Genomic DNA, 17,858 nt, shown 5'->3' with positions numbered 1-17,858 from the left:
GCGCGCGGACGGGATCCCGAATTCGCGCCATAGATCGGCAGATGCCGAAGGTTTGCGGAAACCGCGAGGTGGCTTTCAGAGGTCGAGCCCTGGCGCGGGTTCCGGAAGATCTTCGCCGGCGATCTCCAGGCCCTCGAAATCCAGGTCCTCGAAATCGTCCCGGTCAACGGCGGTCGCGGCGAGCCGCGCCGCATTGATCTCGTGGAGCAGCGCCACATCGACCAGGTAGGCGGTCGACAGCATGGTCCTCAAAGCCGTCGTGACCGTCGTGTCATGACAGTCCTCCCCGCCGGAGATGCACTTGGCGGCCACCTCGTCAGAGCCCACGTAGCCCGACAGGCCGGCGATCACCTCGTCCCGGCCGGTCTGGGCTGACTGCACGCCCACCGCGATCGACCGGTCGGTGACCTGGATGGCGGTCGCGGGGTCGAGGCCGGCGGAGACGAGCGTGATCGAGGTCTCGGCCCGGATCTCGAGGAGGTCCTCCTTGAGCGAGTTGACGGAGAGGATCATGTCCTGGATATCGGCATCCGAGTAGCCGAACTCCACCGCGTCCCTGGCGCCGCCGGCGCGCGCCTGCTCGATCCGCGGCCGCGAGACCGCGATGGCTTCGGTCCGCTCCACGATCTGGCGCGCGAGCGCCGCCTGCATGTGAAGGGTCGCGTCGCTGAGGGTCGGAAGCGCGCTGACGGCCCCTTCGATCCGCGCCCCGGCCAGGATCATCGCAGGGCCGGAGACGGTGGCGTGAAACTCGGCGATGCTGTCCGCGTTCATCCGCTCGACCGCACCGACCGCGGCCGCATAGGCCGCGAGGGCGCCGGTTGCAAGCACGCCGGTCGCCCAGGCCGCCATTCTGGACTTCGCACGCACCGAGCGCATGAATCCCTGCATTTCGCTTTACCTCGATCATGAACCGGCGGATTGCCGGATCCCGCGAGCATAGGATGGGTCTGCGAAAACGCGAAACGTCACGATTCGGCGACGACCGCGGCAGGATCGGCTCGATCTTTGCAATAAGTCTGTTACATAACTGTAAATGCCGGGTAATTTCTTTATCCGTGGTGGCGCCCCGGTGGCTGGCGCCATGCAGGGAGGCGCGGATTCGAGCGCAGATCAATTGCGCGAAAAATGAAAATATAAGAAAATCAGCGCCGTAACGGCGTTACATGCTGTTACGGATGAAGTAACGCTCGCAAGTCATTGAAAATGATCCTCTAAAGACAAGTGTCTTTATATGTAACACGTGAATATAGGTATAGTATGATAGAGGGACTGTTCCCGAGAGAGAGGAAGAGGGAGAGAGCTATATATTCTCCTCCGGCGTTACACCCGTTACAGCGTTACGCTCCGCTCAAATCATTGATAAATAACGATATGGGTGTTACAGGGTTGTTCGATAAACATGAAAATCCGGAAAATGGCGTTACGCTCTTGGCCGCGGCGTCCGCATGGCCCGGGATCGGTCTGGCCGGGTCGGACGTCGCGTTGACACAATGCGAATAATTTTCGCAACATTCCTTGCTTGGCGCTCCGCCGCCTCCTATTCTCGCCACATGCCGCATAACGGAGCGCCGGAGACCAACGCAATGATTTACCGTTTTCCGGAGGAAGGATGATCCGCGCGGTCCTCCTTGCAGCGGCATTCCTGGCCGCTTCCCCCGCCGGCGTGGCCGCCGGGGATGGCCGCTTCGCCGCCAATGATGTCGATTTCCTCAACCTCATCGGCAACCGCGAAGGCTACCGCGGCTACGGCACAGTCTCGGACTACGCTCCGGCGATTCCGGACGAGGTCCTGACCGGGATGACCATCTCCGAGGTCCTCGACTTCCAGCAGGGTCTCCTCGACCAGGGGACGCGCTCGACCGCCGTCGGCCGCTACCAGTTCATCCGCGAGACGCTCCTTCGACTCGTCGAGGAGCATGGGATCGGCCGCGATCTCCTCTTCGACGAGGAGATCCAGACCTACCTCGCTCGGATCCTGATGCGGGATTGCGGCTTTTACGACCCGGAGGCCGGGATCGTCCCGCTCGGGAACTGCCTCGCCGGCACCTGGGCCGCGCTTCCGATGCTGTCGGGGCCGAAGGCCGGGCTCTCGGCCTACCACGGCGACGGGCTCAATCATCACGCGGTCGCCGTCGAGACCTTCGCCACGGTGCTCGACACACGCTTCCTCTGGTAGGTATGCGAAAAAACGTATTGCTGAACGCCTCGTCCCATGCGAGATTGCCAGAAATGCTTTTTCGCAAATCGAGGGCGCCATGATCGCGAACCAGAAGGAGGTCGACGAGGCCGCGCTTGCGCGCTTCACCGAGGCGATGCGCGAGAAGCTCGCGCGCTCGCGCGAGAAGGGCCGCGACGGCTGGCATATGCCGGAGCTCTGTCCTCCCGAGCGCCTCGCGACCATGCTGGTCGGGCACCTGCCGAAGGGCAACGAGGGTAATTTCCTCGACATCGCGATCCTCGCCATGATGCTCCATGAGCGCGGCGCCGCCCCGGCGCTCCTGACCCGGGCGCTGGCGGAATGCAACGTGGAGCTTGGCGGCGCGGCGGCGGAGGTCATGCCGTGAGGATCAAGGGCTCTTCCGTCACGCTCCAAGGCGCCGCGCGCCCCGTCGTCATCCATGTCTGCTGGGCCTGCTCGGGGAGTGGCCACCGGCTGGCCTCGGTCTCACCCATCCGCTTCAAGCCCTGCCCCATCTGCAACGGACGGTGCGGGCGGACGGTGGCGCGCCCCGAGATCGCCGCGGCGCTGGCGGGCGCTCCGGGGAGCGCCTGATCGTGGTTGCTTATTGCTCGGAGGAGATGCTCGAGGCGGAGCGCGCCGAGGCAGCGGCCGCGCGGGATCGCCTCGCCTGCTGGGCGGCAGGGATCGATCTTCGGAACATCAGCAGGATCAGGCCGGAAACCGTGGCGGCTCATGGCGGAGAGGCGGCGCTGCGCGACAGGCTCGAGGCCGCCTGGAGACGCCATCTCGGATCGGACTGAGGTCCTGTCCTTCAAGGCGGGAAGAAATCAGCCGTGCGACATCACATAGTCTCGCCACGGTTGCCGATTTCTGCCACCTTCCGAGAACAGGCATTGCTCCGTTTCCTCTGCGGTCTTGCCGGTCAGTTTCCCGGACAGGTCTTCGACAATCTGGCAGTATGTTTCGAATACCAGATCATCGTTGCGCGGATCGACGTGGGTCTTCGTTCTCATCCGAACGACCGGATCGCCGGACACGAGAAGGTTCACCGAACGCGAGGTCCATTGATCCATGATGTACCCATCGTGGCGCGGGTTGGCGAAGAAGATCAGCTTGGTATAGTACGCGGGCCCGATGCCACCCGCCGGCATGCGCGCGACGGCGTCAGAACAGAGCCTGTAGCTTTCCGCCCGCGTCAATCCGCCGTTCCTGAGGCGGTTCACCACCTCGGTCCACGCCGCCTCGTTCTTCGCAAGCCTTCTTGCCGCGTCGCGACGCATCTTTCCCCATGCCAAGACCCCCCAAAGAAGGTCGCGATCACTCACGCTTTCGTCCGTGGAGGCGGATTTCAGAACGGCCCTCGTCATGGTTTTGCTGGAAAAGGACGGGGACAATGCCGGAATGCCGACACTGGTCGCCCAGGCCTCAGGTGCCTGCGCCGTCCACGCGCCAATCGCAGCCCTGGCCCGAAAGGCTTTCAAGTGGGCAAGGACGAAGCGATCTGTCATTCCGGGTCTCCTGCTCGAAACAACCGCGGCCCGAAATGGCGCGCGATCGCCAGGTCGAGCCCCACCCCCCCCGAAGAAGGGGTGGGCTTGCACCGGCGGGATTGACCAGATCATATCTCTGCCAGGTAGAGCAAGCGCCTGATAGAGCGCGATATTCAAGACCTGATCGAAGTCGCCGGCGTCCCTCGGAACGCCGGCGACTTATCAGGGCTGCGGCAGATCCCGGCCGGGTTCCGCGCCCTCCATCATCCCGACAAGGCGCAGCGCCGCCGCCTCGACGCGCGGATCGATCCGCAGATCGACCGTCGCGTAGCGGGCGAGACTCTGCTCGAGATCGGCCTCGGTCGGCCGGTAGCGGTAGGACGCCAGGCTCTGGAGCAGAGCCTGCGAGATACCCGCCGCGAGGCCAGGCCCGGGCGAGGGGATCACCCGCACGCTATCGCCGCGCAACGTCACCTCGACATCGTCGAAGCGGATCCACCGCTGTTCGGACATATGCCCCTTCAGGGCGGCGTCATGGAGCATCTTGAGGCCGCCGCTCCCGCTGTCCAGCGAGAACCAGACCGTCGCCGACCTGTGGCCGGCGGTGCGCCGCTCCTCGAGACGCCCGCGCGCCGTTGCGGGGTGCTTGTAGAGCTTGTTCAGGAAGTCATCGACGGCGGCGTGATGGCCTGTCAGCCAGGCATGGTAGACCGGGTCCACGGTCGCGCATACGACCTGCAGGCTGTCGGTGCCGAGACGGTCGTCGTTCGGGATGACGGCGACGCCGATCACCGTGCGCAGGAGCGGAATCTCGACGCTTCTGGTGTACCGGTTATGGTGGATGACGCTCCTCAGCCAGGCCGCGACCACCGCCTCTGTCGGCCGTTCGGCCTGGCTGAGGAACTCGAGGCTGGAGGCGATCCTTTCGGGGCTTTGCAGATCTTCGACGAGAGCCCGGTCGGCGAGGCCCGGCAGCCCGTGCCCGCCACGCTTCCAGTACCCGGCCATCATGGCGCTGTCGGCGCGGCTGGCAACCAGGATGTCGCCCGCATCCGGGGTGGCGGCGGCGGTGATGATGCGGCTAGACTTCGAGACCAGTCCGCCGCCCGCCCGCATCGTGAAGCCCTCCTGGATCCAGAACGGCTCGATGACGCGCCCGCCGAAGAGGACCGGCGCGGGACGCAGGCGCAGGATCTCGCCATTCGCCCTCAGCCGGACCTGGATATCTTCGCCGGTCTCGGTCCCGTCCAGCCGTGCCAGGATCTGCGCCTGCATCACGAGCTTCGCGTCCCGTGCCGCATCCGGCATCTCCCACCCCGCGGCCAGGATGGCCTCGTGGGCGACGGCGGGAAGGCACGCCAGGGTCGCGGCGTCGAGCCCGGTGATCCGTGACCGGATGCGGTTGACGAGGGCCTCCTCGAGGCGCTCCCTGGCGCGGACCTCGGGAATGGCGAGCTTGATCTGGCCAAGCCAGGATGCGTAGCTCTCCCGGTGGCGGCGGCCGTTGGCATAGGCCTCCATCTCGCGGCTCGTCATGTGGTCGATGCAGATGAGGCCGTCGCCCTGCAGGGCGCGCGGATCTCCGACCCGGTCGCAGAGGCGGACGTTGACGTTGAAGGTCTTGCCCTCGTGCTCCCAGTTGTAACGCGCCTCTGTCTGGCAGACCGAGGTGAGCTCGTCGCCCTTGCGCTGGACCGTCACGATCTCGACATTCGCGAGCGGCGCCCGGTTCCGCTCCCTCTGATGAAGGACGTGGTTCGAATAGGCGCCCGGAGCCGTCTCCTCGCTGATCAGCTCGCTCCAGGTCGCAACGACACGGCTCCCCGCGCGGATCCGGGCGTTGTGGCCGGCGATCCAGTCGCGGACAGGCAGGGAACCGTCGCCGATCCCGTATTCCTCGTCATGGATGAAGTCGAACCGGGCCCGGTGGGTCTCCTCGGTCAGCCAGTTCATGCCATCCGGCAGGCTTCCAAACACGCCTTCACGCTCATGAGCGCCCCAGAGGATCAGCAGGAAGCGCTTGTAGAAGAGGGCGCGCTGGTCATGCTTCTCGCGGCTGTCGGTGTAGCGAATGTCGCGCATGTCGATCGTGCGGCCGCGATCGTTCCAGTCGTTCGAGGTGAAGATCCCGTCGATCTCGGCTGTCGAGGGGAAGAGGCGCCGGGCACCGGAGGTCTCGTCGTCCGCGGTGATCATCGTCACCCGCTCGCCGTCGCGCACGAAGATCTGGATGAGCTTGTCGGCCTTGCTTTTCGCAAAGATCTCTAAGACACCGGCCATGTTGGTCGGCATCTCGAATTGCCGCTCCTTGCGCCGCACCCTGGTGATCGCCACGCAGCGCTCGTAGGGCAGCATGCGGCTCACCATTTCCGGGTTGGCGGTCAGCAGGCGGGGCAGGTCGGCGAGATCACCGGCATCGAAGCCCCGGCCGAGCATATCCTCGACGAAGATCTCCTCGTCGAGATAGAGGAGCTGCTGCATGAAGCGGATCTTCTCGTCCCTGGCCGCGCCGGCGCCATCGGTCATCTTCGAGATGCCGACACCCTCTCCCAGCCAGAGCTTCATCGTATGGACGCTGCCGAGCATCGTCTCGGCGAACTTGCGCTGCTTCGAGATCCCCGCGAGCGCGGTGGCGACCTTCTCCTCCTGGAAACGGGTCACGACATCCATGCCGCGCCTCACCTTCTCGACCTTGGCCTGCATCAGCTCGGAATGCGCCTCCGCGATCCGCATCTGGGTCTTTACCACACGCTCGGCCATCTGCAGGTCGCGCGAGGGCAGGAGGGCTGCCGGCACAAGGGAGGCGCGGTCCGCGTCGATTCCGGCCGCGGTTCCCATCTCCGGCTTCGCGTCATCAGGGTCGGGGCCGGTCTTGCCGATCATGCGCTGGCGCTCGCGGGCGGCCTTCTCTTCCTCCTCGGCCTCCTTGCGCGCGACGATGGCCTGCACCTCCGCCTCTGCGGGCGGTCGGGCCATGTCATGGGTGAGAAGCTCGATCCGGCCCATGAGGCGGTCCTCCTCGGATTTCCGCATCTCCGCCCCATCGGGCTCATGGATCATGCAGAGCGCGAAGTCCTGCCGCAGCATCCGGATGTTGCCCGCATGCCGCCAGCCGGGATGACCCTCGAAAACCAGCGTATGGATTTCGCCATCGACCTCGCGGACCTCCTTCAGGAGCAGGACGAGCCCGTGATCCGGCTCGGACTGGCCTTCCGCCCATTGCTTGGAGCGGATCGATTCAGTAACGGTTTTCGCACTACTCCAGGCCCCCAGGAGCGCCTCGCCGGCATCTGACGCGGGCTTTGCGGGCTCGGCAACCCGCCACCAGGTGCCGGGGTCGATGATCTCCTCGGGACGCTCGATGCGGTTCATTCGTTGGCCGCTGGAGACCACCAGGTTCCTGTCGTTGCTCATCGTGGGGACCTATGCGAAAAAAGATTTCCATATACTAGACAGGATACCCCATCATGCAATAGGATTTTCGCAAATTGGCGGGACAATCTCAACATCAAACCCCGCTGCGGCCCGAACCGCGACGAGAGCTCTGGCCGAGTGGGCCGGATGCCGCTAACGATATCGGGAAGCCGATTGTTTTTCGCGGGCGGACTTTCAGCCCTGCAGGTTGAACGGGGGATATCATGCGCATCCTGCACACGGCCGACTGGCATCTCGGCCATTCGCTGAACGGCTGGCCGCGCGACGCCGAGCACCGGGCCTGGCTTGGCCGTCTCGCGGAGCTGATCGGCGAGGAGGAGATCGACGTCCTCATCGTCGCCGGCGACATCTTCGACGGGATCAACCCCTCGGGCGAGGCGCAAAGGCTTCTCTACGAGGCCCTGCGCGCGTTTCGCGAGCGCCGGCCCTCGCTCGTCACGGTCATCACCGCCGGCAATCATGACCCCGCTGGCCGGCTCGAGGCGCCGAGCGCCATTCTCCGGAGCCTCGACGTCCATGTCGTTGGCACCGTCCGGCGCATCGATGGCGAGATCGACATCGGTCATCACCTGGTTCCCATCCGCGATGCCAAAGGCGATGTCCGCGCCCATGTCCTCGCGATCCCGTTTCTCAGGGCGGCCGACCTTCCGGGCCTGTCCTTCGCCGGTGAGGAGACCGGCGTCTCGCCGGTCGTCGCCGCGGCACGCGCCTTTCATGCCGGGATCGCGGCGGCCGCTGACGCCGTCGCGGACGGCCTGCCGGTCATCGCGACCGGCCATCTCCATTGCGCCGGCGGGACCGAGAGCGAGGGGGCGGAACGCCGTATCCTCATCGGCGGCGAGCATGCGCTTCCGGCTGATGTCTTTCCCGCCAGCTTCGCTTATGTCGCACTTGGCCACCTGCACGGCCCCCAGTCTCTCGACGGCGGGCGCATCCGCTATTCCGGCTCCTGCTTTCCGCTCTCTTCGTCCGAGATCGGCTACGATCACGGCGTGACGATCCTCGATCTCGACGCGGACGGGATCGCGGCGCGCCACGTGGCGATCCCGCGCCCGGCCGCGTTCCATCGCCTGCCCGCGAGCGGCGCCATCGGGCTCGGGGCCTTCGAGGAGGCGCTGGCCGGTCTCGATCTCGATCCCGGCCTGCCGAAGGATCTCCAGCCCTTCGTCTACGCCACGCTGCAGGCGGAGGGCCCGGCGAGCGTGCTCCTGTCAGAGGCCGAGCGGCTCCTCGCCGAATACCCGGTGCGCCAGGGCGGCATCCGGATCCAGCGGGCGCTCGAGGAGGGCGCGGCCGCGCAGTCGCTTCTGACGCTCGACGAGACGAACCCCGAGGACCTCTTCGTCGCCGCCTTCCGCAAGGTAAACGGCAGCGATCCCGAGGCCCGCCACCTTTCCGCCTTCCGCGACACGATCAACGGAGCCTGACATACATGCAGATCCTCGCCATCCGCGGCCAGAACCTCGCGAGCCTCGCCGACAGCTTCGAGATCGACCTCACCTGCGAGCCGCTGCGCTCGGCAGGGCTCTTTGCGATCACCGGCGAGACCGGATCGGGAAAGTCGACGATCCTCGACGCGATGTGTCTGGCGCTCTACGGTGACTGTCCGCGGCTCTCGATCGGCGGCGTCAATGACGACGTTCCCGATTCCGGCGGGGAGGCGATCAAGTCGCGCGACGCCCGCGCCATCCTGCGCCGCGGCGCGACGGCGGGCTCCGCCGAGGTCGACTTCCTGGCCCCCGACGGGATCTCCTACCGGGCAAGCTGGGGCGCGCGGCGCGCACGGGGCAGGGCGGACGGCAGGTTGCAGAATGTCGACCGGTCCCTGATGCGGATCGAGGACGGCCAGGTTCTCGAGACCCAGATCAACACGGTGAACGCCCGGATCGCCGGCCTGACCGGTCTCACCTATGACGAGTTCCGCCGCACCGTGCTGCTCGCGCAGGGCGATTTCGACGCCTTCCTGCGTGCCAATACCGCCGACCGCGCCGCGCTCCTCGAGAAGGTGACCGGCACCGGGATCTACCGAGAGATCTCGAAGCGGATCTTCGAGCGCCACGAGGCGGCCAGGGCCGTTCTCGCCACGCTCGAAGCCCGCCGCGGCGAGCACCGGATCATGTCGGATGCCGAGCGCGCCGAACTCGGCCGTGAAAGCGCCGACCTCGAGCGCCAAGCCGCCGAGGCCGCCTCCCTGCTCAGGGCGCTCGGCGCCGATCTTCAGCGCCACCGGGAAATCGCGGAGGCTGAGCGCCGCAAGGCCGGCGCCGCGGAAGCGGACCGAAAGGCGCGGGACGCGCAAGGGGCGGCCGAGCCGGACCGCCGGCTTCTCGCCCGCCTCGAGACCGCCCTGCCGCTCGGGTCCGACCATGAGCGGGTGCAGGCCGCGGTCCGCGCGCTCAAGGAGGCCGATGCGGCCGTCACCCGGGCGGCTGATGCCGAGGTCAAGGCCGCGAGTTGCGTGACCGATACGGAGAAGGCCTGGAACGCTGCCATGACCGCGCACCGGGAGGCCGAGGAGGCCTTCAAGGCGTTCGGACCGGTCTGGTCGAAAGCCACCGCGCTCGACGGACGGATCCGGGATGCCGGGGCGGAGGCGCTGACGGCGGCGCAATCCCTCGAGGCCGCCGAGAAACGCCGGAAAGCGACCGAGCTGGCGCTCACCGGTCTCGACGCCGATCTCAACCAGGCCGAGGCGGCGCGGAGGAGCGTCCTGGAGAAGCTTGAGGAGGCGCCAGGCGCGGGTGATCTGGCCGCGTCCTGGGAAACCGTCCGCACCCGCATCGGCGAGCGCGTTGACCTCAGGGCGGCGGAGAAGGCGGCGCGCGGCAAGGCCGCGTCCGATCTCGCCGAGGCAGGCGTGAAGAAGGCCGGCATCGAAGGGCTTGACGCGCTCGACGCGAAGGACCGCGCCACCATCGCCGGGCTTGAGGAGGAGGCCGGAAAGGAGGGGGCGAGGCTCGTGGACATCGAGCGTGACGATCCCCAGGACCGCATGTCCCGCCTGGTCGAGGCGGTGGCTGGCGTGAAGGAGATGTCGCGCGCCGCGGACGAACTCGAAAGCGCCACCGGCGATCTCGGCAGGGCCGAGGCCGCGCGCGGCAAGGCCGCCGGCGAGTTCGAGGCGGCCACCGGGGTCGAGGAGACGGCCAGCCGGGAGATCGACCGTGCGACGGCGGCCGTGACCGCGCTCGCCGAGCCGGTCGACCGGGCCGAGGCCGCGGTGTCCGAGGCGGCGCAGAGGCTTCGCCGCCAGCTCGCCGATGGCGAGCCCTGCCCGGTCTGCGGATCGCTCGACCACCCGGTCCACTCCGACGACGCGCTTGCGGGGATGGCGCGCGACCTGCGCGCCCGCCTCGACCTCGAGCGCCGCGCCCTCGAGACCGCCCGCCAGGCACAGACGGAGGCCAGGGGAGCGGCGGCGGCGGCCCGGGCCGGGGTAGTCCGTGCGAAAGAGACGATCGAGGCGGCGCGCCTGCGCCAGGACGCGGCAAGGGTGGCCTGGTCGGAAGCTGCAGGCGGGATCGCGAAGACGAGGCTCGCAGACCTCCTCCCGGCGGGCCCGGAAGGGGCCCGGGAGGCGCTCGGTTCGCTGCTCGCGCGGCTCGAGATCCGGCGCGGAGAGATCCAGGCGCTGATCGGCGAGGCCGCGGGGCTCCGCCGGTCGATCGAGGCCAGGCGGTCCGGGGCCGGGGGGCTGTCCAGGACTATCGAGGAGAGGGCCAGGCAAAGGGAGGGAGAGGCTGGCGCGATCGCCGGGCTCGAGCGATCGGCCGCGCTCGCGGCGCAAGAGGCGGAAAATGCTGTCCGGCGCATCGCGGCGATCGACCTCGAGATCGCGCCGGCGCTCGGCGCCGGCGGGCATGCCCCGTCCGATCTCGATGCCGATGCCGTGGCGCTCGGAGCGAAGCTGCAGGCCATTGTCGACCGGTGGCGGCGGCTCAGCGCCGACCTGAAGGACCTGGATGGGAAGATCGCCGACCTCAAGCCGCGGATCGGCGTCCTGAAGGCGACCCTGTCGGGGCAGGCGGACGCGGTTGAGGAGATGGCGCGCGCGAACAAGACGCGGCAGGACGCGCTCGAAGCCCTGAAGCTCGAACGCGCGGGCCTGCTCGGCGGCGAGGCGACCGATGCGCACCGCAGCCGCTGGAACGAGACGCGGCTTGCCGCCCAGACGGCCAAGGACGATAGCGCTGGCGCGCTTTCCGAGGCGAAAAGCCGGGCGTCTGCCGCGGTCGAACGCGTCACCTCCGCCAGGGAGCAGCAGGAAAAGGCCGCCTTGGCCAGGGATGAGGCGGAAAGGGTGCTCCACGGCAAGCTCTCGGAGGCCGGTCTCGATGCGGACGAGCTTGCCGGGCTTCTCGCCAGGGGATCCGGGGAGGCCGCGCGCCTTCGGGCCGGGCTCAAGGCGCTCGACGATGCGGTGACCACCGCGGCCGCGGCTCTTGCCCAGAGGGCGGAGGATCTCGTGGCGGCGCGGGAAGCGGGGGTGCCGGAAAAGGATGCCGCCACGCTCGAGGCCGAGGCCGCCACCGCCGAGACCGCGCAATCGGCGCGCCGCGAGCGGATCGGCGCCATCGCCGGTCAGGTTGCCGGCGACGACGCGACTCGCGCGCGGCTGGCCGGGCTCGAGGCGGAGATCCTCACGGCCCGGGGCGAATGCGACACCTGGGCGGCGGTAAACGAGGCGGTCGGGTCGCGGAGCGGCGGCAAGTTCGCCCAGATCGCCCAGGGCGTGACTTTGGCGATGCTCGTCGAACGTGCCAATCAGCACCTCGCCGATCTGAAGCCGCGCTACCGGTTGGTCCAGGGCGGCGAGGACCTGGCGCTGCATGTGATCGACCGGGACATGGGTGACGAGATCCGTTCGACGCGGAGCCTTTCGGGTGGTGAGCGATTCCTCGTTTCGCTCGCGCTGGCGCTCGCGCTGTCGCGCATGGGCAGCCACGGCGGCCTCGCGGCGACGCTTTTCATCGACGAGGGATTCGGCTCTCTCGATGCTGAGAGCCTCGACATCGCGATCGACGCGCTCGAAACCCTGCAAAGCCAGGGCCGGACGATCGGCGTGATCAGCCATGTCGAGGCGATGAAGGACCGGATCCCGGTCCAGGTGCGGGTCCAGCGGCAGGGCGGGGGAAGCAGCGGGGTGTCGGTGCGGCTGGCGGCCTGATGTGGCCGCCAGGCCTGCGGATCGCTCAGTCGATGAGCCCGTAATCCGCGGCGCGCTGGACGGCTTCCGGGGCTGTTCTCGCGAGGAGGGCCGACTTCACGCCGGAGAGGCGGGAATTGAAGCTCCTTTCCGAGATCCGCAGGCGGCTTGCGCCCTCTTGCGGCGAGATACCCAGCGCCAGGAGATGAAGAACATCCTTCTGCGGCGGCGTCAGCGCCTCGGGCGGGACGCATTCGAGATGCAGCTCCTGGACGATCACCTCGGCGTTCCGGATCTCCTCGCAGGTCAGTTCGCGGTCGCTTCGCGCGACGCTGACGATGCTCCGCGACCTGACCGGGCCGCAGGAGATCGTGGCGCCGAAGTTCAGCCCGTAGCTTGCGGCCTCTCTCATGATGCCGAACGGATCAGGCAGGCGAATCTCGCTCCAGCGCGTGGCACCCTGAGTGGCAACTCCCCACAGGGTTGTCGGATCGCGCAGCGCATAGACCCGTTCAGTATAGAGGTCGACCCATCTCTTCGGGTAGGACCACCGGGTCAGGAGCGGAGAGGCATAGCTGATGTGAAAGCCAGCGCCGTAGCCGGCGGGCGCAAGTTCGGCCAGGCGCTCGAATCCGCTTTCGATTTTCGAGGATGATTTCATGGAATTCCTGGTTGTCCGTTCGGTCCTCAGGAGTGATCTGCCACCCCCGGAAGCGATTTGTCGGTAAGAGCGGATCCGGCTCGCGGTTATCAGTGAAGGATTGCGGGCCGCGTCTCGACGTCCGGTCCCGCTGCAGGGCGCATGATGGTTTCCGCTGGCGTGGGTGTCACGTCCGGCCAGAGTTTCGCCCCACCCTCGACCGCCCAGGCGATCTCCCGGCCGAGATCGTCCCAGCTTCCAGAGCGGCCGCGGCCGACGAAGTCGTCCCTGCCACGATAGATCCAGAACGCGTCAGTCGCGAAGGCGCCGAGCGGCGCGACATAGAGTGTATGGCCATCGAGAGACAGCACCGGCCAGGCGTCCAGACGGCCATGCTTGGGATGGGTGGCGCACAGAATGGCCGGGCGGCCTGAGAGGGCCGAGATGAGTTCGTCGCGTGTCATGTGCGGAAGGGAACCTTTTGATTCGTGACGCTTCCTACATGACGCTACGAAAGCTTGCGAGAGGTTTTTCGCCACCGGTCAATATACCCGGGCGACCATAGACTTCAGATGGCCCGAGCCGCTTCCTTGATGCCTGACGCGACACGGAGGAGGTTCCCGGTGGAGCCTGGCGGGCCGCGCGCCTCCGGAGGGCGACGGTAAATCAACAATGCGAAAAACATATTACATGACTGAATTATCCATGATAGAAGGGTCCGCGAAAGGCGCCAGGACTGGCCGCAGGCGCTGCGGATGTGTGCGGGAAGCCCACGTAGGAGTTAGACCTCAATGAAACCGAAGATCCTTTTCGTGAAGGACCATCCCGCCGCGCAAATCCCGGCCTACGAGACGCCGGGTGCTGCGGGCGCAGATATCCGGGCGGTGATGCCGGACGGGTATGTTTCGCAGGTGATCGTGCCGGGAGCGCGCTGCCTCGTGGCGACCGGCCTGCGTCTCGCGATCCCGGAAGGCTGGGAGGTGCAGATCCGTCCGCGCTCCGGCCTCGCGCTGAAGCATGGCGTCACGGTGCTCAACGGACCGGGAACGATCGACAGCGACTACCGGGGTCCCCTCGGGGTCATCCTCGTCAACCTCGGCTCCGAGCCTTTCGAGATCCGCACCGGAGACCGGATCGCGCAGATGATCGTTGCACCCGCCGTTCAGGGCGTGTTCGAGGTGGCAGAGAGCCTCGACGAGACAATGCGCGGCACCGGCGGCTTCGGCTCGACCGGGGTCGCGTAGGACGCGCCATGTTCCAGAAAGGTCCCGGCGAAGGATACATGGAAGCGAAGGATCAGGTGCTCGCTCTTGTTCCGAACGCCTCGTGCCGGCTGTCGAGTAACGGTGGTGTCCGGCACTACCGGATCTTCGTCGGAGAGGAAGATGTTTCCTGCGCCGCCGCCTCGTCCCGCGACGCCTGGAACAGGTATCTCGACCGGGTCACGGCGCGAGCGGAGGTGGATGAGGCGGCGGCGCAGCCGGGTCTCCCTTGATTCCGGATGCGCCGATGCTGCGCGAGGTCACGCGCGACCTCTTCCGCCGCTATGGCGGCGTGATCGCGGCGACGGATCGGACAGGGGATCCATTCGCGGCCGATCCGCGCCTCTCGCTCGACAACCTTGCCTGGCTTTGCCGGCAGGGCGAGGTGGAGGCCTTGGCACTCCCTCTCGACAAGCTCTCGCGCTGGCTCGGCTTCGTCCAGGGCTGTCTCGCGATGCGCCGGCTGATCGACGTCGATGGCGAGCGCGAGGCGACCCGGCCGGCCTTCCATCGCGCCTATGCCGCGCAGGGCCTCGAGCGTCCGGCGACAATCGCGCGGCGGATCGCCTGTCCTGCCGCGGGGCCGGCGCCGGCGGCGCTGCCGAGGCTGGACTGACGGGCAATCATCAGGTATGTTTTTCGCATACTCCCGGCACCCTTGTCTCAACCCCGGCCTTCAGAAAAAACTCGTGATGAACATGCAGGAACCCGAAGCCCCCCGCCCGCGTGCCGGTGAAGCCCGCGGACCCGTCGCGGCATCGGCATCGTGGTTGCGGCGCGCCCTCCTTGCCATCCAGGTCTCCCTGGCGCTCATCCTGGCCTTCCCCGCGGTGGCGCAGACCGTCTCGGTGCCGTTCATGGACGGCTTCGTTGGGGCTGTCGGCCAGAACACCAGCAAGGCCGACAATATCGTGCTCTTCTCGACCCTCGGCTTTGCCCGGGCGACATTCGAGCAGCAGTCGACCACCGGTCAGTTCGGTGGCGTACAGGGCAACGACCTGTCGGGCATCCTTCGCCTCTACCGGCCGGACGGCACCTCCCTGAATATCCCCGGCGCGCTCAACTGGCGGATCACCGACAAGGGCACCATCCAGTATTTCGGCTACATTCCCACCTCGACCAACCCGGTCGTCACCATCACCTATCCGGGCGGGACCTACCAGATTGGTCCGTCGAGCAACTTCGGCGCCCAGGTCATCGGTTCCACGCTTTTCTACACGGACGGGTCCAACGTCTCCGGCAACGCCTCGGCCTCCGGGCTGGTCAGCGGCCTCAACTCCTATCTCGCGCAGTTCCAGTCGACCGCGCCGGTCCTCACCGGGCCGGGCGGGGTCGCCGGGGCGACGGCCGCGGCGATCACGGTCAACGAGAACCAGACCGCGGTCACGACCTATACGGCCAACAAGCCGGTGACCTGGTCGATCACCGGCGGCACCGACGCCGGCAAGTTCACGATCAACCCGGCGACGGGCGTGCTCACGTTCATTGCCGCACCGGATTACGAGAACCCCACCGACAGCAACCTCGACCAGGTCTATGTGGTGACCATCAGGGCGACAGAGCCGGGCGGCTTCTATTCATACCAGACCCTGAGCGTGACGGTTGCAGATGTCCTCGAGCCGGTGATCACCGGGCCGGGCGGGGTCGCCGGGGCGACGGCCGCGGCGATCACGGTCAACGAGAACCAGACCGCGGTGACGACCTATACCGCCAACAAGCCGGTGACCTGGTCGATCAGCGGCGGCACCGACGCCGGCAAGTTCACGATCAACCCGGCGACGGGCGTGCTCACGTTCATCGCCGCGCCGGATTACGAGAACCCCACCGACAGCAACCTCGACCGGGTCTACGTGGTCACGGTACGGGCCACCGATGCCGGTGGCCTCGTGGTGAACCAGACCCTGAGCGTGACGGTTGCAGATATCTACGATCCGGTCATGCCGGTGATCACGAGCAGCAAGACCGGTGTCGCGGTCAGTGACCATCACTTTCCGTTCGATTGCGCTTCCGGCGCGGCGCTGCCCGGCACCCACGCGGCGCTTCCGGGAACATGCATCGAGTACCGGATCACGGTCTCCAGCGCGAACAACGGCGCGGTCGATGCGGTGGGCTTCACCGTCGTCGACATGCTGCCCGCGGATATCGATTTCGTGGCGGTTCTGAGCTCGGCCGGGTTCGACAGCGTCTCGGTGGCCGGCGACAGGATCACCGGCATCGTCAATGCGCTCCAGGCAGGCGGGTCCGCGCAGATCGTTTTCCGCGCGACCATCAAATAAGCGTTCTATTCTGCCGCCGGCGCCTTAGGGTCTGATGGTTTTTTTTCGCGCCAACCGGATAAATGGATGAAAGACAATCCATGCCACCAGAAAGGATCTATCGTGCAGAAAATGACCTTTGTTTCCGGTCGCAGCCAGGGCGGCGTGTTTAGGGTGATCCAGGATCTCCTCGGCGCCGGGCCGAAGGATCCCTTTGTCGATGAGGAGAATCCGCGCATCGTGGCGCGGCGGATCCTCGATGCCGCCAGCACGGTCGCGTTCAAGGTTCTGAGGCACGGCGATAACGCCAATGGCGGTTTTGGCTATGGCGACAAGCTGACGGTCACCTCCGACCGCGACCTGGACGAGGCGCAGATGCTCGACTGCGCGCGCCTTTTCGGCGCAATGAATGGCTCGCAGCACCTGCCGGCCGGCGCCGACGCCCTCGGATCGGCGAGGTTCGAGATCGACGAGGCGGGCGTCACGGTGACCGAGATCACGCCGCGCGTACCGACCCTCGCCTACATGTATCAGCTCGACGATGTGAAGATCCGCTTCGAGGCTTCCGTCGACGACGAGCCGGCGCTGGCCTGATCAGTCCTCGGCATCCGCCGTCCTGGCGGCCGGACGGCCGGTCCTGCCGGAGCGCGCGGCGGCCTTGGCGCCGGACCGCTTGCGCTCCATCGCCGGGCAGTCGAGCAGGGCGCCCGGGATGACCCCGGACGCCTTGCCGAACCGCCGCCGCAGGTGGTTGATCCATTTTCGGTATTCGCGGGAGGCTCGCATCGGCCGCTTTCAGTTTCCGGCCGGTTCCGGGGCCGGATCTGCGTCCTCGGCCTCGATGGCTTCGATAGCCGCGATGATCTGCGACAGGGGGACCGCCTCGAGCGCCGCCAGATCGATCGTGCATCTGTCGCGCGCCACGCCCTTCGGAAACCCGAAGAGGGTCTCGCTCCCGACCTCGGTGTAAAGCGGGCCGCGAACGTAGCGGCCACCAGTGGGGCCGGTCTCGTTCTCCACGACATGCCGCCCGCCGAACATCTCGGCGAACTGTTCCCAGCCGATCATCCTGAGGGTTTGCATCTCGACGTGGATCGCCTTCCCGGCCTTTGTTCGGCGGTTGGGAATGATCGCGGGCGCCCGTTTACCTTATCGTCGGAGAGCTTGAAACTCTCCGGCGCGGCGTCACCCGGAAAGAAGAACCCGACGAGCCAGTCGCCGCGGAAGAGCGGTGTCTCCGCGCCGAGCCTTTCCTTAACATCTTCCCCGCCCTGAAGAGACGGGGATTTCCGGTCGCTCCGCGGCGGCATCGAGCCGCTCCGGAGCGATTCGAGTTGACGCTTCGCAGGGGGCTTGAGCCCAATCCTCCACGTCCAGCAACGGGGTGTTCCCCCGCCGTCCTGCCGCCGCGGCGCCCTCGAGCGCCCGCTTCAGGATGACCTTCG

General features: G+C 67.0%; 19 protein-coding genes. 11 read left to right on the top strand and 8 right to left on the bottom strand.

Annotated elements, in window-relative coordinates; translation table 11 throughout:
* Positions 1–75: 75 nt before the first annotated feature.
* Positions 76–879 (bottom strand): hypothetical protein, encoded by an 804-nt coding sequence (locus OM960_RS15115; RefSeq protein WP_264772541.1) that lies wholly within the window; start codon positions 877–879, stop codon positions 76–78.
* Between the two features lie 733 nt (positions 880–1,612).
* Here OM960_RS15115 and OM960_RS15110 point away from each other — a divergent pair.
* The 4 genes from OM960_RS15110 to OM960_RS15095 all read left to right on the top strand — a co-directional run bounded on the left by OM960_RS15110 (position 1,613) and on the right by OM960_RS15095 (position 2,985).
* Entirely contained in the window at positions 1,613–2,179 is a 567-nt protein-coding gene (locus OM960_RS15110) for a lysozyme family protein (RefSeq protein ID WP_264772540.1), read from the top strand.
* A 79-nt stretch (positions 2,180–2,258) separates the two neighbouring features.
* Complete coding sequence (locus tag OM960_RS15105; protein WP_264772539.1) at positions 2,259–2,567, top strand: hypothetical protein; 309 nt, start codon at positions 2,259–2,261, stop codon at positions 2,565–2,567.
* Positions 2,564–2,776: a hypothetical protein gene (locus OM960_RS15100; RefSeq protein ID WP_264772538.1), complete on the top strand. Its 213-nt coding sequence runs from the start codon at positions 2,564–2,566 to the stop codon at positions 2,774–2,776. The genes OM960_RS15105 and OM960_RS15100 overlap by 4 nt, the downstream gene beginning before the upstream one ends.
* 2 nt (positions 2,777–2,778) lie before the next feature.
* The gene (locus OM960_RS15095) at positions 2,779–2,985 is read left to right on the top strand and encodes a hypothetical protein (protein ID WP_264772537.1); all 207 of its coding nucleotides are present in this window, start codon (positions 2,779–2,781) and stop codon (positions 2,983–2,985) included.
* Between the two features lie 27 nt (positions 2,986–3,012).
* Here the strand turns inward: OM960_RS15095 and OM960_RS15090 are convergent, their stop codons facing one another.
* A complete protein-coding gene (locus OM960_RS15090; RefSeq protein ID WP_264772536.1) occupies positions 3,013–3,693 on the bottom strand; it encodes an 8-oxoguanine DNA glycosylase OGG fold protein in 681 nt (226 codons plus the stop codon).
* Positions 3,694–3,897: 204 nt separating this feature from the next.
* Positions 3,898–7,089 carry a hypothetical protein gene (locus tag OM960_RS15085; RefSeq protein ID WP_264772535.1) on the bottom strand — a complete coding sequence of 1,064 codons (3,192 nt, stop codon included), beginning with the start codon at positions 7,087–7,089 and terminating at the stop codon, positions 3,898–3,900.
* A gap of 224 nt (positions 7,090–7,313) precedes the next feature.
* Between OM960_RS15085 and OM960_RS15080 the strand changes: the two genes are divergently transcribed.
* Both OM960_RS15080 and OM960_RS15075 read left to right on the top strand, forming a co-directional pair.
* On the top strand, positions 7,314–8,537 hold the full coding sequence (locus tag OM960_RS15080) for an exonuclease SbcCD subunit D (RefSeq protein WP_264772534.1): 1,224 nt from the start codon (positions 7,314–7,316) through the stop codon (positions 8,535–8,537).
* A 5-nt stretch (positions 8,538–8,542) separates the two neighbouring features.
* Positions 8,543–12,277 carry an AAA family ATPase gene (locus OM960_RS15075; RefSeq protein WP_264772533.1) on the top strand — a complete coding sequence of 1,245 codons (3,735 nt, stop codon included), beginning with the start codon at positions 8,543–8,545 and terminating at the stop codon, positions 12,275–12,277.
* Positions 12,278–12,302: 25 nt separating this feature from the next.
* Here OM960_RS15075 and OM960_RS15070 read toward each other — a convergent pair whose 3' ends face one another.
* Positions 12,303–12,917 (bottom strand): autoinducer binding domain-containing protein, encoded by a 615-nt coding sequence (locus tag OM960_RS15070; RefSeq protein ID WP_264772532.1) that lies wholly within the window; start codon positions 12,915–12,917, stop codon positions 12,303–12,305.
* An 89-nt stretch (positions 12,918–13,006) separates the two neighbouring features.
* Positions 13,007–13,360 (bottom strand): hypothetical protein, encoded by a 354-nt coding sequence (locus OM960_RS15065; RefSeq protein ID WP_264772531.1) that lies wholly within the window; start codon positions 13,358–13,360, stop codon positions 13,007–13,009.
* Positions 13,361–13,687: 327 nt separating this feature from the next.
* On the opposite strand from OM960_RS15065, the gene dut reads away from it, so the two are divergent.
* From dut to OM960_RS15040, 5 genes are all read left to right on the top strand, one after another.
* Positions 13,688–14,140 (top strand): dUTP diphosphatase, encoded by a 453-nt coding sequence (dut, locus tag OM960_RS15060; protein ID WP_264772530.1) that lies wholly within the window; start codon positions 13,688–13,690, stop codon positions 14,138–14,140.
* Positions 14,141–14,148: 8 nt separating this feature from the next.
* Entirely contained in the window at positions 14,149–14,391 is a 243-nt protein-coding gene (locus OM960_RS15055) for a hypothetical protein (RefSeq protein WP_264772529.1), read from the top strand.
* Between the two features lie 14 nt (positions 14,392–14,405).
* The gene (locus OM960_RS15050; RefSeq protein ID WP_264772528.1) at positions 14,406–14,774 is read left to right on the top strand and encodes a hypothetical protein; all 369 of its coding nucleotides are present in this window, start codon (positions 14,406–14,408) and stop codon (positions 14,772–14,774) included.
* A 76-nt stretch (positions 14,775–14,850) separates the two neighbouring features.
* Positions 14,851–16,434, top strand: a complete 1,584-nt coding sequence (locus tag OM960_RS15045; protein WP_264772527.1) for a hypothetical protein — start codon at positions 14,851–14,853, stop codon at positions 16,432–16,434.
* 111 nt (positions 16,435–16,545) lie between these two features.
* Positions 16,546–17,007 (top strand): hypothetical protein, encoded by a 462-nt coding sequence (locus OM960_RS15040; protein ID WP_264772526.1) that lies wholly within the window; start codon positions 16,546–16,548, stop codon positions 17,005–17,007.
* Here the strand turns inward: OM960_RS15040 and OM960_RS15035 are convergent, their stop codons facing one another.
* The 3 genes from OM960_RS15035 to OM960_RS15025 all read right to left on the bottom strand — a co-directional run.
* Positions 17,008–17,199: a hypothetical protein gene (locus OM960_RS15035; protein ID WP_264772525.1), complete on the bottom strand. Its 192-nt coding sequence runs from the start codon at positions 17,197–17,199 to the stop codon at positions 17,008–17,010. It lies immediately after the preceding gene.
* Between the two features lie 9 nt (positions 17,200–17,208).
* A complete protein-coding gene (locus OM960_RS15030; RefSeq protein WP_264772524.1) occupies positions 17,209–17,496 on the bottom strand; it encodes a hypothetical protein in 288 nt (95 codons plus the stop codon).
* 171 nt (positions 17,497–17,667) lie between these two features.
* Positions 17,668–17,858, bottom strand: a 191-nt coding sequence (locus OM960_RS15025; protein ID WP_264772523.1) for a hypothetical protein, incomplete at its 5' end; no start/stop codon positions are given.

Origin of the sequence: Defluviimonas salinarum, from assembly GCF_026013545.1 — a bacterium.
Taxonomy (GTDB): Bacteria; Pseudomonadota; Alphaproteobacteria; order Rhodobacterales; family Rhodobacteraceae; genus Albidovulum; species Albidovulum salinarum.
This window is presented reverse-complemented; position numbering and strand designations above follow the sequence as displayed.